At 72.6% G+C, this 15,520-nt stretch carries 10 protein-coding genes and 1 pseudogene; 2 read left to right on the top strand and 9 right to left on the bottom strand.

Annotated elements, in window-relative coordinates; translation table 11 throughout:
• Positions 1 to 11 precede the first annotated feature (11 nt).
• Positions 12 to 1,745 carry a RyR domain-containing protein gene (locus Pma05_RS37900; RefSeq protein ID WP_203862358.1) on the bottom strand — a complete coding sequence of 578 codons (1,734 nt, stop codon included), beginning with the start codon at positions 1,743 to 1,745 and terminating at the stop codon, positions 12 to 14.
• Positions 1,746 to 1,894: 149 nt separating this feature from the next.
• Entirely contained in the window at positions 1,895 to 3,412 is a 1,518-nt protein-coding gene (locus tag Pma05_RS37895) for an aminopeptidase P family protein (protein WP_203862357.1), read from the bottom strand.
• A gap of 213 nt (positions 3,413 to 3,625) precedes the next feature.
• Between Pma05_RS37895 and asnB the strand changes: the two genes are divergently transcribed.
• Positions 3,626 to 5,584: an asparagine synthase (glutamine-hydrolyzing) gene (asnB, locus tag Pma05_RS37890; RefSeq protein WP_203862356.1), complete on the top strand. Its 1,959-nt coding sequence runs from the start codon at positions 3,626 to 3,628 to the stop codon at positions 5,582 to 5,584.
• Positions 5,585 to 5,724: 140 nt separating this feature from the next.
• Here asnB and Pma05_RS37885 read toward each other — a convergent pair whose 3' ends face one another.
• The 6 genes from Pma05_RS37885 to Pma05_RS37860 form a co-directional block, all read right to left on the bottom strand.
• Complete coding sequence (locus Pma05_RS37885) at positions 5,725 to 6,798, bottom strand: lytic polysaccharide monooxygenase auxiliary activity family 9 protein (RefSeq protein WP_372441625.1); 1,074 nt, start codon at positions 6,796 to 6,798, stop codon at positions 5,725 to 5,727.
• 605 nt (positions 6,799 to 7,403) lie between these two features.
• Entirely contained in the window at positions 7,404 to 8,234 is an 831-nt protein-coding gene (locus Pma05_RS37880) for an MBL fold metallo-hydrolase (protein ID WP_203862410.1), read from the bottom strand.
• Between the two features lie 8 nt (positions 8,235 to 8,242).
• A complete protein-coding gene (locus Pma05_RS37875; protein WP_239313977.1) occupies positions 8,243 to 8,722 on the bottom strand; it encodes a thioesterase family protein in 480 nt (159 codons plus the stop codon).
• 421 nt (positions 8,723 to 9,143) lie between these two features.
• On the bottom strand, positions 9,144 to 11,432 hold the full coding sequence (locus tag Pma05_RS37870) for an FtsX-like permease family protein (protein WP_203862355.1): 2,289 nt from the start codon (positions 11,430 to 11,432) through the stop codon (positions 9,144 to 9,146).
• Between the two features lie 103 nt (positions 11,433 to 11,535).
• Positions 11,536 to 12,192, bottom strand: coding sequence for an ABC transporter ATP-binding protein (locus Pma05_RS37865; protein WP_203862354.1), 657 nt, complete (start codon positions 12,190 to 12,192; stop codon positions 11,536 to 11,538).
• The gene (locus tag Pma05_RS37860; protein ID WP_203862353.1) at positions 12,189 to 12,743 is read right to left on the bottom strand and encodes a PadR family transcriptional regulator; all 555 of its coding nucleotides are present in this window, start codon (positions 12,741 to 12,743) and stop codon (positions 12,189 to 12,191) included. Before Pma05_RS37860 ends, Pma05_RS37865 begins: the two co-directional genes overlap by 4 nt.
• 137 nt (positions 12,744 to 12,880) lie before the next feature.
• Between Pma05_RS37860 and Pma05_RS37855 the strand changes: the two are divergent.
• A pseudogene (locus tag Pma05_RS37855) lies at positions 12,881 to 13,847 on the top strand (phosphatase PAP2 family protein); the annotation flags it as partial.
• Positions 13,848 to 14,114: 267 nt separating this feature from the next.
• Here Pma05_RS37855 and Pma05_RS37850 read toward each other — a convergent pair.
• On the bottom strand, positions 14,115 to 15,506 hold the full coding sequence (locus Pma05_RS37850; RefSeq protein WP_203862408.1) for a PH domain-containing protein: 1,392 nt from the start codon (positions 15,504 to 15,506) through the stop codon (positions 14,115 to 14,117).
• Positions 15,507 to 15,520: the final 14 nt, after the last annotated feature.

Raw genomic sequence — 15,520 nt, 5'->3', positions numbered from 1 at the left:
TCCGTTCGTGGTTACGCGTGCCCGACGCGGACGATACGAAAGCCCGCGTCGGCCAGGATGACCGGGAGTTCCCGGACCGCCTCGTGGTTACGCTCCCGGAGATCTTCCCGTAGATCCTCCCAGGGGCTCAACGCCGGATGCAGTCGGCGCTCGTCGTCGCGGTGTGGCGCGTACCGCCAACCGCTCGCCACCTGCTCCGCCAGCCAGCGCTGGTGCTCCAGGATGGCCAGTCGTTCGATCTCCGGCTCCTCCAGGGCGTGCTCGTCGCCCGGCCCGACCCGGGGCGAGAGGGCACAGCCCAACTCGCGCAGCTTCCGGCCGATGTCCTTGGCCTGGTCCCGGTTGGCCCGGCGCAGCGACTCCGGCAACTCCTCCCAGGGCACCAGCGCGGGATTGCCGCCGGGCCGTTCACCGTGCCGGCGCCGGGCCACCACGTAAGCCTCGTGGATCACCCGGGCCAGCCGTTCCACCAGGTCGTCCCCGATCAGCGCGGGATCGCAGGCGGCGTGCACCACGCCGTAGAGCCGGAGCGCGCCGGAGAGGTCGTCGAGGACGCCGAGGCCGTGCCCGCTGCCGAACGCCTCCCGCAGGTTGGCCAGCCGGTCCAGCCGGACCACCATCGAGCCGGGCCCGCCGTGCCAGAGCTGCTCGGCGGTGAGCGCGGTCTTCAGCGCCCGCTCCTCGTCGTCGTAGCAGATGAACACCCGGTCCGGCGGGAGCGGGAAGCCGGCCCGGGGGAGTTGGCCGAGCAGTTCGCCGAGGCCGCCGTCGAGCGGGATGATCCGGCAGACCCGGGACAGGAACGGATAGCGGTGGGTGAGCTGGGCCGCCGCCTCGGTCGCCGCCTCGTCGACGAGTACCAGCGGGACGAGTCGGGCGCCGTGCGGGTCGCGTACCCGCCAGCGCCGGGCCAGCTCGACGAGTACCGCCCGGCCGAAGGCGGTGGCGCCGAGCACCACCACCCGGGGTGGCCGGCCGTCCACCGCGGTCAGCGGGTCCTCGGCGAAGAGCTTCCGGGCGGCCAGGTCGTCGATGTTGAAGAAGTCCAGCCGGGCGCCGGGGTGCCGGGCCAGCCCCAGGTGCCGGGCCTGCAACGCGAGGCACAGCTCGGGGTCGGCGACCTGGGCGTACACGGCGAGCGGGGAACGGCCGTGCCGGGCCGCCGCCAGCCCGATCGCCGCGTTGGTCGCGCTGTCGTCGGTACACGCGTAGACCGCCCTGGCCCGGCCGATGCCGGCGCTGCGCAGCACGCTCGGGTCCCGCGCGGCCCGAGCCACCTTGCCGGAGCCGGACGGGGGCGTGACGTCGGAGCGGACCGCCACCACCCGGTGCCCGGCGGCCTGGAGCCGGCGGGCCAGGGTGTCCGCCACCAGGCCGTCGCCGCAGACGATGACGTGCCCCCGGGCGTTGCGGTCGCGCAGCCGGCGCAGTTCGGTGGCGAAGAGCAGCCGGCAGGCTTCCACCACGGCGTACGCGGTGACGGCCGGTGCCGCGAACCGGGCGAAGTCCAGCAGCGGCGGGAACGGCCCGCCCTCGTCCAGCGGCGGGGCGCCGAGCACGAAGAGCTGTAGGTCGTAGTAGATCAGGTCGAACGGGTCGGCCCCGTAGCCACCGATTCGGTTGATGTGCTGATAGAGCCCGATGTAGCCACAGACGAAGGCGACCACTCCGGCGAGCGCGAACACCAGTCTGAGCACACTCTTGGTCGGTGCGCGGGGCGGCTCGCCGAGGCTGTTTCCGGGCACCACACCTCTCCTGCTGTCCGGTGCGGGACGCAGCGCCATCGTACCGTCGCGGTTTGTCGGCAGCGAACGTGAAACGATCGAGGGATTTCTTCGGGTCGGACGCCGACGCCGGCCGGGGAGTGCCCGGCCGGCGACGGAACCCGGTCGGATCAGCCCGGCAGCCGGAACCCGGCCTCGCGCTGGGCCGCCAGCCACGCCTCCACCTCGTCGGCCTGCCGGGGCAGCCCGGCCGAGAGGTTGACCGCGCCGTCCGACGTCACCAGTACGTCGTCCTCGATCCGGATGCCGATCCCGCGCAGCTCCGCGGGCACCAGGTCGTCCTCGGGCTGGAAGTAGAGCCCCGGCTCGACGGTCAGCACGTACCCCTCGCCGAGGGTGCCGTCCCGGTAGCTCTCCTTGCGCGCGTTGGCGCAGTCGTGCACGTCGAGCCCGAGCATGTGGCCGAAGCCGTGCAGCGTCCACCGGCGGTAGACCATCGACGTCTCGTCCATCGCCTCCTCCACGCTGACCGGCAGCAGGCCCAACACGGCGAGCCCCTCGGCGAGTACCCGCATGCAGGTCCGGTGCACGTCCTTGAAGGTCACCCCGGGCCGGATGACGTCGATGCCGGCCTGCTGGGCCGCGTACACGATGTCGTAGACCTGGCGTTGCAGCGGGGAGAAGGTGCCGGAGACCGGCAGTACCCGGGTCACGTCGGCGGTGTAGAGGTGCCGCCCCTCCACGCCCATGTCCATCAGCAGCAGCTCACCCGGGCGGGTGACGCCGGTGTTGTGGATCCAGTGCAGGATCGTGGCGTGCTCGCCGGAGCCGACGATCGAGTTGTAGCCGACGTCGTAGCCGTCGTGTCGGGCGCGCAGCCCGAAGACCCCCTCCAGCAGCCGTTCGCTGACCGGGCGGTCGGCCGGCAGCACCCGGGCGACGTCCTCGAAGCCGCGTACGGTGGCGTCGATCGCCTCCTGGAGCTGGGCGATCTCCCACTCGTCCTTGACCAGCTTCTGCTCGGACAGCAGCGCGGCCAACTCCCCGTCCCGGCTCAGCCGGGGACCGGACTCCTCGGCCGTCCCACTCTTCGGCGGCTCGTACGGCCGCACCGCGCCGTCCACCGACGGGTCCAGCCCGCGCAGCACCCGGGTACGCCCGGGAGCGCAGTCGGCCAGCGCCGCCGGCAGGTCGGACAGGGGTGCGGTCTCGATGCCCAGCTCGATCGACTTCTCGGCCAGGGTGTGCCGGCGGCCGACCCACAGCTCGCCGTCCCGGCTGCGGAAGAACTCGTCGCTCTCCCGGGACGACCGGGGACGGGTGTAGAGCACCACGTCGTGGCCGGAGCCGTTCGGGCGCATCACCAGTACGCTGCCCGGATCGTGGTCGCCGGTCAGGTAGACGAAGTCGCTGCCGGGGCGGAACCGGTAGGCGGTGTCGTTGGCGCGTACCTTCTCCGGACCGGTCGGGATCACCAGGGTCTCGCCGGACAGGGCGGCGGAGAGCGCGGCCCGCCGCTTGGCGTGGTTGGGCACCTCGGGCCGGGGACCGACCGGCAGGCTACTGTCCCGCCAGCCCTGCCGCATGAACTCCAGGAACTTCTCCGGAAAGTCCGGGTCGTGTGACTCCGTCCGGGCCGTCTCCACCTCGGCCGGCTCTGCCGTGATGTCGGTGCGCTCGTCTGACATCGCCGCTCCTCCCTCGTCCGGCCTGGTCCGCGCGAGGCGTGATCGGCGTGCGGGCGGGGGATCGGTCCGACTCCCCGCCGCTGGCGACCTGGTCCCTCGTCCGGCTGACCTGATCTGCGCTTCTGGCGTGCTCCGACCGTACCGTGCCGGAACCGGTCGGTCTCGATGGCGGTGCCGGCACAGCGGGCGGGTCCGCGTGGAAAGATGACCGCCATGTGCGGACTCCTGGCTTTCTTCAGCGCGCACGGCAACGCCGGCGCACACCGAGATGCCCTGGCCGGTGCGTTGGAATGCCTGCACCACCGGGGACCGGACGAGACCGGGGTAGAGGTGATTTCCACCCCGGACGGGTATACCGACGCCGTATTCGCGCACAAGCGGCTCTCGATCATCGACGTGGCGAACAGCCACGAGCCGCTGCCGTACGCGGGCGGGCGCTACCTGCTGACCTTCAACGGCGAGATCTACAACTACATCGAGCTGCGCGAGGAGCTGGCCCGGGACTACGGTGCCCAGTTCGCCACCCAGGGCGACGGCGAGGTGATCGTCGCCGGCTTCCACTACTGGGGTGAGCAGGTGCTCACCCGGCTGCGCGGGATGTTCGCGTTCGTGATCTGGGACCGGCAGCAGCGCCGCGCCTTCGGCGCCCGGGACTACTTCGGGATCAAGCCGCTGCACTACCTCCAGACCCGGGACGGGGTCTATCTCGCCTCCGAGAAGAAGGCGCTGCTGCCGTTCGCGCCGTCGGCGCATGCCGGTGACGCCGGGGTGGACACCGCCAACCTGTCGCACTACCTGACCCTGCAGTACGTCCCCGAGCCCGGCACCCTGCACCAGGGGATCAGCCGGATCGGCTCGGGGGAATACCTGACCTGGAGCCCGGGCCGGCAGATCGAGGTGCGCCGCTGGTACCGGCCGGTGTTCCGGCCCGCCCCGGTGCAGGAGCCGCAGAAGCTCTACGACCGGATCCGGGAGACGCTGCGGGAGAGCGTCCGGATGCACATGCGGTCCGACGTGCCGGTCGGCTGCTTCCTCTCCAGCGGCATCGACTCGACCGCGGTGGTGGCGCTGGCCCGGGAGTTCAACCCCAACATCCTCACCTTCACCGTCGGCTACGACGTGCCCGGCTACTCCGAGATCGAGGTGGCCCAGGACTCGGCCCGGCATCTCGGGGTCACCACCATCCCGACCAAGATCGGTCCCCGGGACATGATGGAGGCGCTGCCGAAGATCGTCTGGCACCTGGACGACCCGGTCGCCGACCCGGCCCTGGTGCCGCTCTACTTCGTCGCCAAGAAGGCCGCCGAGCATGTCACGGTGGTGCTCTCCGGCGAGGGCGCGGACGAGTTCTTCGGCGGGTACACGATCTATCGGGAGCCGCTCTCGCTCGGCTCGGTCAACGGCCTGCCCGGCGGGGTGCAGAAGGGCCTGCGCGCGGTCTCCAAGGCGATCCCGCAGGGGGTCAAGGGCAAGAGCTTCCTGGAGCGCGGCACCACCCCGATCGAGCAGCGCTACTACGGCAACGCCCGGATGTTCACCGAGGAGGAGAAGCAGAAACTGCTCCGCCGGTACGACCCGGCGGTGCGCTACACCGACGTCACCGCGCCGATCTACGCCGAGTGCACCGAGTTGGACGACGTGACCAAGATGCAGTACGTCGACCTCTACACCTGGCTGCGCGGCGACATCCTGGTCAAGGCGGACCGGATCTCGATGGCGCATTCGCTGGAGGTGCGGGTGCCGTTCCTCGACCGGGAGGTCTTCGAGGTCGCCGCCGGCATTCCGGTGGACCTGAAGCTGCCGCCCCGCTCCGACGCGACGAAATACGCGATGCGGCAGGCGTTGCAGGGCGTGGTACCGCCGGCCATCGTCAACCGGCGCAAGCTGGGCTTCCCGACCCCGACCCGGGTCTGGCTGGCCGGCGAGATGTACGACTGGGCCCGGCACGTCTTCTCGATCTCCGGCGCGGGTGAACTGCTCGACCTGTCGTACGCGATGCGGCTGCTCGACGAGCACCAGCGGGGCGAGGCCGACCACTCCCGCAAGATCTGGACAGTGCTGATCTTCTGCGTCTGGCACGCCATCTTCGTGGCCCGCACCCTGGACCCGGGCATCCAGCGCAACCAGTCGGCGCTGCTGACCAAGCCGGTCGTCGGCTCGATGGTCCGCTGACCGGCTCGACGGCACGCTGACCGGCTCGATGGTCCGCTAAACCAGTTCGATGGTCGGCTGACCGTTCCGGCACGAACGTCCGGAGGGCAGCGAACGGGCCCGGCGCCGCCGACGCCGGGCCCGTCGCGGTGCGGTGGTGGTTACGGGCTGGTGCAGGTCGGCGCCGGGGCGCCGGTACTGGTGCCGCTGCCCACGAAGCCGAACGTGGCGCTCGCCCCGGGGGCGAGACTGCCGTTGTGAGCGACGTTGCGGACGGTCACCGTACTGCCGCTCTGGCTGTGCGTGCCGTTCCACAGGCTGCCGATGGTCTCGCCGTTCGTCCAGCTCCACTGGGTGGTCCAGCCGCTCAGTGCGGTGGTACCGCTGTTCCGGATGGTCACCTCGGCCTGGAAGCCACCGCTCCAGCTACCGGTCGACCGGTACGTGGCGGTGCAGGCGGCCGGGCCGCCCGGGTTGCCGGTCGGCGGGTTGGTCGGGTTGCCGGTGGGCGGGTTGGTCGGGGTGCCACCCGGGCCGACCCCGGTAACCTGGCCGTTGCCGCCGTCGAAGACCACGTCCGAGCAGCCGAAGAAGTTCTCGGCGCTGTCCGAACGGACCCAGCGGGAGTAGATGATGTGCCGGCCGCTCTTGCCGCTCGGCAGTTGCCCGCTGAAGTAGTAGTGACCCTCGTTGGTGCCGACCGCGCCGTTCTGCGGCGGGTTGGTCACCGTCAGGAACGGCGTGGCCTCCAGGTCACTCCAGTTCAGCGCCCGGGTCGGGCTGAAGCCGTCCCGGGTCACGTAGAAGTAGAACGTGCCGGGGTGGTGGGCCCAGTTGCTGTACTTGAAGTTGAAGTTGCCACCGGCGGTCAGGTGGGTCAGCGGCCAGTCGTTGCGGGCCAGGTTGTAGCCGCTGAAGCTGGTGTTGCCGCCGCTGCACAGCTGCCCGTCCGGTACGAAGCCGGTGGTCCGGCCCGCCGCGTCCGAGCGCAGCACGCTGAACCAGTTGTAGAGCGAGTTGGCCCCGCTCTGCGCGACCGCCGCCGCACAGGCCGGGTTGTTCGGAATGATCTGGCCGGTCTGGCTGAGCCCGTCCTTCCAGCAGAGGAAGGTACGGCTGCCCGGCGCCATGGCGGCACCGTGCGCGAGGGCCGGAGTGGGACTGACCACCGTGATGACACCGGCGGCGAGCGCGGCCACGGCGCCGAGCACCGCGATCCTGCGTAGACGTTTCACCGAGTTCTCCTTCAGGGGCGGTGAACCTCTTCGACCTCCCGTTGCGGTCCGTCGTGGCCGCCGGTGGAAGCCGGGGCGCACTCGCCGCGCTGTTCAGGTTGGAAAAGGTTCAGTGACGCAGCTGGTAACCAACGCTGCGGACGATCTGCGGGGGACCCGCGACACGGCGGGCGCCCGCTTCCGACACTGGTTGCGGTCTCGCCGGTCCGCCCCGCCAGAGGTGGTGGGCTGGTATCTGCCGGACGGCAGACGGGCGACACGGCGCACAGTCCGATCACGGATGTGTGCCCTTCGCGTGGCCCCTTGCCGGCACCCGGCACAGCGCGTCAGCCCCCGCACTGGCTCGGTACGGGCAATCGCATCACGGAACCCGGCCCTGATGCAATAGGAAACTCTCGATGAAATGTTTCCGGGCGTACTGGCCGGACGGATCCGCCGACCTCCTGACCGTCGCCGAGGTCGGCCGGCGGAGGCGTGCTGTCCACCCCGTCCCGACCGCGCTGGGCGTGCCACCGGCTCGGGTGGCTCTCCCCAGGCTGCCCCGGGTACGTGCACGGCCGTTACCCAGGCTGCCTCGACCCAGGCTGGCTCGCCTGGCCGCTGCTTCAGGCGTCGCCGCGCAGTTCGGCGTAGCCGCGCTGGACGGCGGCGAGGCCGGCCTCCGGGCCGAACGGTGTGCGCTGGGCGACCCGTTCGGCGGGAGCCCGGTCGGCGTCACCGTTGCGGATCAGCCAGCTCATCGTGGCCAGGTCGTCGTGCTGAACCCGGACGAACTCGGTGTCCACCACCGTGCCGTGCCCCGGGACGACCACCGTGCCCGGGGTGAGGCAGCGGAGCAGCCCGGCTACCGTCTCCACCCACTCCAGCGGGAAGGCGTCCTCGAAGGCGGGCGGGCCGCTCTGCTCGATCAGGTCACCGGCGACCAGTACGTCGGCGTCCGGCACCTGCACCACCAGGTCACCCTCGGTGTGGCCCCGGCCGAGGTGGCGCAGCAGCACCGTCCGGCCGCCGACGTCGACGGTGGCCTCCTGGCGTACCGGGTGGGTGGGGGCGAGGATCGTGGTCCGGACCAGTTCGGTGGCGAGCCCGGGGTCGGCGGGCAGTACCTCGTCGTACGCCTGCCGGCGCACCAGCGCGGGCTGTTCGCGGAGCAGCCGGACGGTCTCCTCGTGCGCGTAGATCGGCACCGGGCCGTCGGCGGCCAGCGCCGCGTTGCCGAAACAGTGGTCGAAGTGGTGGTGCGTGTTGACCACGACCAGCGGGTCGGTGGTGAGCCCCCGGACGGCGGAGAGCAGCTCGGTGGCCTGGCGGGCGGTGGAGAGCGTGTCCACCACCAGTGCCGCGCCGTCGCCGACCACCAGGGTCACGTTGACGTCGAGCAGCGGCTGGCGCAGCAGGTATACCCGATCGGCGATCTCTTTGAAGGCGATGCCCATGGTCGTCGTCATGCCGTACCGAGGGCCCGCTCGACGAACCGGTGCCGGTCCACCAGTACCCGTTCGACCCGGCCCTCGGCCACCGTGGTCGCGCCCTCGGTGACCGCCACCTCGAAGAGCAGCCGCCGCCCGTCGACCTTGGCCAGCCGGGCCTGCGCCACGGCGGTCCGGCCGACCGGGGTCGGCACCCGGTGGTCGAGTTCGACCCGCATCCCGACGGTCGTCATCCCGGCCGGCAGCCGGCTCGCGGTGGCGGCGACGGTGGCCGCCTCGGCCAGTGCCAGCACCCGGGGCGTACCCAGCACCGGCACGTCGCCGGAGCCGACCGCCTGCGCGGTGTCGACGTCGGTGACGATCAGCTCGACCCGGGCGGTCAGGCCCGGCGGAAATACGCTCTGCGGCTCCGGCGCGGACGCGCTGACCTGCGGTTGCGTCGAATCATCCGATGCTGACTCCGGCACCTGTTCGGCCGGGTGTTCCTGATCCATCAGCAAAGCGTAGATGTTCCGCCGACTGCCGTTGCCGACACACGGCGACACGCCGTACCGCTATCGGATTGCGGACCAGTGCTCCGCCCTTCAGGGCGGGGGGTGGAGGCCCCGTGGTGCGGGGCGAGGCCCGAGCGGTGTTTTGAGCTGGGTGGTTCTGCTGCCGGATAGTCCACAGCCGGACCGGCCGGCGTCCGGGAGCTGCGTGGAATCTCGTAGCCGAACGCGGGGCGAGGTGCCGATCGGGGTCACCCCTCGGCTCCGCGTGCTCGCGAGCGACCCGAGGCCGAGGAGGCCGACCCGTACCCCTGGCGGGTCTTCGTCGGGGCGGTGCCGGCGGCCCGCCCGTAGCGGCGATCCAGCCGGTATCCGGGGCCGAACTGCCCCCGGGTACCGGCTGCCCCCGATCGCCCCGCTCCGGTCAGGGCCGGCGGAGCTGTTCGGCGGTGATCCGCTGGGTCGACCAGGCCGGTACGGCGATCAGCACCAGCCCGACCACCAGCGCCCCGCCGGCCAGCCAGAGCGTCGGGGCGACCCGGTCGAACACCCGATCCCGGTCGAGGTCGAGCAGGCCGGCGAGCACGGCCGCGATGGCGACCGTCGCCCCGCTGGCCAGGCCGAGCCCGATCACCAGTGGCAGGGTGCCGAACCCGACCTCGCCGGCGGTGATGGTGCGCGGGCTGGTACCGACCACGGCCAGTGTGGCGTTGTCCCGGCGCCGCTCCATGGTCCGGTCGATCGCGGCGGCGGCGAACGCCCCGATGCCGAGTACGAAGCTCAGCACCAGCCCGGTGACCAGCACCGTCACCAGCAGTTCCGCGTCGAACCCGCGTCGGGTCCCGAGGTCGCCGCCGAGGTAGCGGGTCGGCACCCGGGCGGCCAGCACCTGGGCGGCCCGGTCGGCGGCGTCCGGGTCGGTCGCCACCAGGTCCACCGAGGAGGACGGCGGTACGTCCAGCGCGGCGGCGACCGGTGCCTGCCGGGTGACCAGGATCTGCCCCGACATGCCCACGGCGAACCGCGTTCGGGTGTGCAGGATCGGCTCCGGCGCCGGGATCCGGGTGCCGTCCTGCGCGACCACCTCGGCGCCCGGTTCCGGCAGCGCTGCCCCGGACGAGAACTGGTGCACCAGCCGGTAGGTCTGGCCGTCCACGCAGGACTCCCCGGCGTCGAGCGTGAACATGCCGGTGAGGTCCGCGCAGTCGCCGACGATCAGGTAGCCCTGCTCGCCGGAGACGGTCGCCGGGACGCTGGCCAGGTCGACGACCTGCACGCCGGGGACCTGTCGCAGCTCGTCGGCGGGGAGTGGCCCCGGGCCGAGGACCTGGTACATCCGGCGTCCGCCCGGGTCGTCGATCGGGCTCAGGTTCCGGTCGTCGGCGATCAGGCCGACGCCGAGCGAGCCCATCCCGGCCACGTAGATCATCACGGTGAAGGCGGCGACCAGCCGGGGTGCCACCCCGGGAGCGTGCCGCAGCCGGGCCGTGGCCAACTCCAGCCAGACCGGGGTACGGGGCAGCCGGGCCAGCAGCGCGGCGACGGCGTACCCGAGGGTGGGCAGGGCGAGCGGCAGGGCGAGTCCGGTGAGCAGCATCGAGGCGGCGAAGAGCAGGGCGTCGCCCTGGCTGGGTTCGTGGCGGCCGGACCAGCCGGCCAGTACCGCCCCGGCGAGCCCGGCCAGCAGTGGGAACAGCCGCCAGACGCCGGGCCGGCGGTGCGGCGCGTCCCGGCGTACGGCCAGCGGGTCGACCCGGGCCGGCCGGGTGGCGAGTACGCCGATGGTGACCGCGTACGCCACGGTCAGCGCGACCATGCCGACCACCACCGGCACCGGTACGGCGAGGTCGGCGGCGTACCACTGCAGCCGGCCGATCCGCCAGCCCTCCGACAGCGGGGCGAGCAGCGCGAAGCCGGCCAGCCCGAGCAGCGCCCCGCCGAGGGTGACCACCCCGGTCTCCACCGCGTTGACCAGGGTCGCCTGCCGGGCCGAGACGCCGAGCAGCCGCAGTGCGGCGATCCGGCGATCCCGGGTGGAGGCGGAGAGCCGGGCGCAGGTGGCCAGGAAGACGCCGAACGGGACCAGTACGAACAGCCCGAAGGCGCCGGCCAGGATCCGGGCCGGGGTGAAGACGTCCGGTGCGGCCCCCTCGCCCAGGGCGTAGCCCAGCGGGTAGCCGAAGCCGGTGACCGCCCAGTGCTCGTCGAGCATCCGCTCCTCCGCCGACACCGGTGCCGGCGGGGCGCCGACGTAGGCCAGCAGTTCGTCCGGGGCGAGCAGCCCGGCCGGGCCGACGGTGCCGATCACCCGCTGCGGGAAGCGTGCCGCCGCCCTCGGGTCGGTGCCGAGCAGGTCGCGCAGGGCCGGCGATACCACCACCTCCCCGGGCGCGGGCAGCACGGCCACGCCGGGCGGGCGCGGGCTGGTCGCGGTGGCACCGATCACGGCGGTACGCCGGAGCACCCGACCGCCGAGCGCGTCCTCGATGTCGTAGATCCGCAGCGTCGACGGGGTGCTCGGCTGCTCCTCCCGGACCGGGCTGCGTGCCTCGGCCCGCTCGTGTTGCGCCCCGGCCGCCGAGAACGTGGCCAGCGACCCCAGCACCACCAGTACGCCGAGCGCCGCCCCCGACGACATCAGCGCGGTACGCAGCACCCCAGCGCGCCCGGAGCCGATCGAGAGCCGCAGCCCGAGCCAGATCCACCGCCTCACGCCGTAACACCATCCATCCGGCTCGGCCGGCCCTGCCCGCTCATGCCGGCACTCCGCTTCGCTCCGTGCCGCCATGAGGCACCTTCGCGCTGAGTTCGCTCGCTCACGCGGCTACCCGCCCGTCGCGGAGGAAGACCGTGCGGTCCGCGTACGCCGCCACCCGGGCCTCGTGGGTGACCATCACGACCGCGCTGCCCTCCTGCCGGGCCAGTCCGGTCAGCGCGTCCAGCACCACCTCGCCGGCCGCGCTGTCCAGCGCCCCGGTCGGCTCGTCAGCGAAGATCACCGACGGCCGGTGCGCCAGTGCCCGGGCCACCGCCGCTCGCTGTCCCTCGCCGCCGGAGACCTGCCCCGGGCGGCGGTCGGCCAGCTCGGCCACGGCCAGGTGCCCGAGCAGTTCGGCGGCCCGGCGCCGGGCCTCGGCCCGGGGCGTGCCGAGCAGCCGCAACGGCAGTGCGACGTTCTCCCGCAGGGACAGCTCGGGCACCAGGTCGCCGAACTGGAGCACGAAGCCGAACGACCGGAGCCGGAGTTTGCTGCGCCGGCTGTCGGGGAGGTTGTCGATGCGCTGGGCGTCGAGGCGTACCTCGCCGTGCTCGGGGCGGAGGATGCCGGCGAGTACGTGCAGCAGGGTCGACTTGCCGGACCCGGACGGTCCCATTACGGCGACGATCTCGCCGGGCGAGATGGTCACGTCGGCGCCGTCGAGCGCGACGGTCCGGCCGAACCGGAGGGCCAGGTTGCTGCCCTGGAGTGTCATCGGGACTCCTTCTGCGGGTTGTCGACGCGGGACACCAGCGCGGCCAGCCGGGCGAGCCGGGCGACGGCGCCGTCGATCCACTTCAGGTCGGCGTCGAGGTGGTACATCTCGAAGTCGGCGTCGAGCTGCCCGAGCAGGTCGCCGGACTGTCGCTGGACGCGCATCTCGCGCATCCGGGCCAGGTGCGCCTGGCGCTGCCGGTCGAGCATCGGCTCGGCCGGCCGGCCGCTGGAGAGCGCGATCAGCACCTTGGCGAAGAGCACCCGGCGGCTGGCGGTCACCTCGGGCACCTCCGGCTCGTCGAGCCAGCGGTCGAGTTCGCCGACGCCCGCCTCGGTGATGGCGTAGACCCGGCGGTCCGGGCCGACCCCGCTGGCCACCCCGGTGAGGTCGATCAGCCCGTCCCGGTCGAGCCGGCCGAGGGTGGCGTAGACCTGCGCCGACTTGAGTGGACGGCTGTTGCCGAACCACTCGTCGTAGCGGCGGCGCAGCACGTAGCCGTGTTGGGAACGCGGTTCGAGGAGGCCGAGCAGGATTCGGGAGACCGACATGGCCGGGACACTAGCAACTCGGTTACTAAGCTAGCAAGCGAGTTGCTAGTTCGAGACCCGGGCAGGTCACGCCGCGCCGTACCGTGGGGTCGTCCCTCTCGGAGTCCGTCGTACCGACGCCGTTAACCTGGACGGCGATGCTCGTTACCGTCACCGACACCCCGCCCGCGCCGCCGCCCGGTCCGGCGGCCCAGGACGGCCGGCGCCGCCGGTTCGTCGCCATGTCGATCTGGGCGGTGGCCTTCGTCGCCGCCTGGCTGCTGATCGGCCTGCCCACCGACCCGCTCTACGCCTTCGGCTGGCTCTGGGCCGCCACCATCGCCTGGCGCAGCGACCGGCCCTGGCGCACGCACCTGGGATTCGCCCGGGACTGGCTGCCGGTGGTGGTGCTGCTGGCCCTGTACAACCTCTCCCGGGGGTTCGCGGACAACGGGGCGACACCGCACGCCATCGAGCTGATCGTCGCCGACCAGTGGATGTTCGGCTGGGCGATGGACGGCCAGGTGCCGACGGTCTGGCTGCAACAGCACCTCTACGACCCGGACGGCATCCACTGGTGGGACATCGGGGTGAGCTGGGTCTACTTCTCGCACTTCGTGGTCACCCTGGCCGCCGCGGTGGTGCTCTGGCTGCGCTCCCGGGCCCAGTGGGCTGCGTTCATGCGCCGCTGGGGCTTCCTCTGCGCCAGTGGCCTGGTCACCTACTTCCTCTACCCGGCCGCGCCGCCCTGGTGGGCCGCCCAGTACGGGATGCTGGAGGAGGTCGCCCGGATCTCCACCCGGGGCTGGCGGGAGTTCGGTATGCACGGCGCCGGCAACCTGCTGAACGCCGGGCAGATCGCCTCCAACCCGGTCGCCGCGATGCCGTCGCTGCACACCGCCTGGGCGCTCTTCGTGGTGGTCTTCTTCCTCGGCGCGACCCGGCGACGCTGGTGGCCGCTGCTGCTCTGCTATCCGCTGGCGATGACCTTCACCCTGGTCTACGCGGGCGAGCACTACGTGATCGACGTACTGGTCGGCTGGGCGTACGTCGGGTTGACGTTCCTGGTCGTCGGGCTCGCCGAGCGCTGGTGGGCGGCGCGCAAGGCCCGCCGCCGGCCGGTCGAGCCCGATCCGGTCGAGTCCGATCCGGTCGGGGCCGATGCGGTCGGGGCCGAGACTTCCGAGCCCGGGAGTTCCGAGCCCGGGAGTTCCGAGCCCGGGAGTTCCGAGCCCGAGACTTCCGGGGCCGGCACTGGACCGACCCGGGGTGGGTCGGTCGTCGACAGCGCACCAAAGGCCAGGACGGGTGCCGAGGCTGGGGCGACAGGTGCCGAGGCGGGGGCCGAGACCGACGCCGGGCCGGAGTCGGGGCCGGCGCCGGAGCGGACGGTCAGCGCGGGTCGCTGACCCGGGCGGCCCGGGCCCGGGCGGTCAGTTCGGCCGCCAGCGCCCACGCCTCGTACAGGTCCCGGTCCCGGGCTGCCGCGCCGGGCCCACCGGCGGTGTCCGCGTAGACGGTGGCCAGCCGCAGCCGCCGCTGGAGCGGACCCTGCACCACCCGTACGCTCTGGATCCGGGCGTACGGCACGACGAGGAGTTCCCGGGTCAGCAGTCCGGAGCGGACCGCGAAGACCCGGGCGGAGAGCCCGGCGCCGAGCGCGGTACGGGCCAGCGGGTGTACCCAGCGGGCCCGGGCCGGCGGCGGCGTGAGGGTGCCGGTGATCGCCACCCCGGGCAGTATCTCCGACATGATCATCTGTGCGGTGGCCAGGTCGCCGACCGGCAGCAGCCGGTCCGGGTGGCTCCGGTCGTCCAGTTCACCGCTGGCGAACCCGGCGACCGAGAGTCGCATCCGCAGCCACCCCCTCATCCGCCAGAGCAGCGGCCAGGTGACCCCGATCGCCTGGAGCCGGTCCAGCGGTACGGTCTGGGCCCGGGTCTCCAGCAGGCCGTGCCGTACCCGCAGCGCGGCGTCGTCCCGGGCCAGCCGGAAACTCCAGTCGTCCAGTACCCGCCGGATCGGCTGGAGCACCACCCCAGCCATCGCGGTGAGGGTGCTGGCGACCGCGATGAACGACCAGGAGCCCTCGGTGAAGAACTGGGTCAGCACGAAGGCGAGGCCGAACGGCAGCAGGAACGCCTGCGGGGTGAGCAACTGGCTGACCAGCAGGTCGCGATTGGAGACCGCGTGCAGGCGCCGGCCGGCCGGTGGCTCGGCGGTGCCGACCAGTCCGGGCAGGCCGGTGACGCCGGGCTGACCCGGCCACGGGGCACCGGGCTGCCCGGGGTACACGGTCCCGGGACCGGCCGCCCCGGCGGGCGCCCCGGTCGGGCCGGAGGGCGCTCGGCCGGCCAGCACCAGCAGGCGTTCCCGCAGGGCCACCGCGTCGGCCACCGTGACGTACGCCAGCGGCGCCTCCGTCTTGCCGCCGCCGACCACCTCCAGCCGCAGTTCGGCGAGCCCGCTGAGCTGGGCCAGCAGCGGCCGGACCACCTCCACGGACTGCAACCGCTCCAACGGGATCGCCCGGGTACGCCGCCAGAGCAGACCCTCGTGGATCCGCAGCTCCCGCCCGACGATGTGGTAGCCGGTGTTGTACCAACTGACCACCGAGAGCGCGAGCGCACCGACCAGCAGTACCACCACCAGCAGGGTGAAGACGCCGAGACCGACCCGGGACAGCGTCGACCAGGAGAGCGCGGCGACGATCACCACCAGCGACTTCGCCCCGTGCAGCAGCGGACTCAACGGATGCAGCCGCTTCCGCGGCTCGGCGGTGATTTCCTCGGCGGTCA

Source organism: Plantactinospora mayteni, from assembly GCF_016862935.1.
GTDB classification, from domain to species: Bacteria; Actinomycetota; Actinomycetes; order Mycobacteriales; family Micromonosporaceae; genus Plantactinospora; species Plantactinospora mayteni.
Note: the sequence above shows the minus strand (reverse complement) of the source record. Positions and strands in the feature narration are given on the sequence as shown.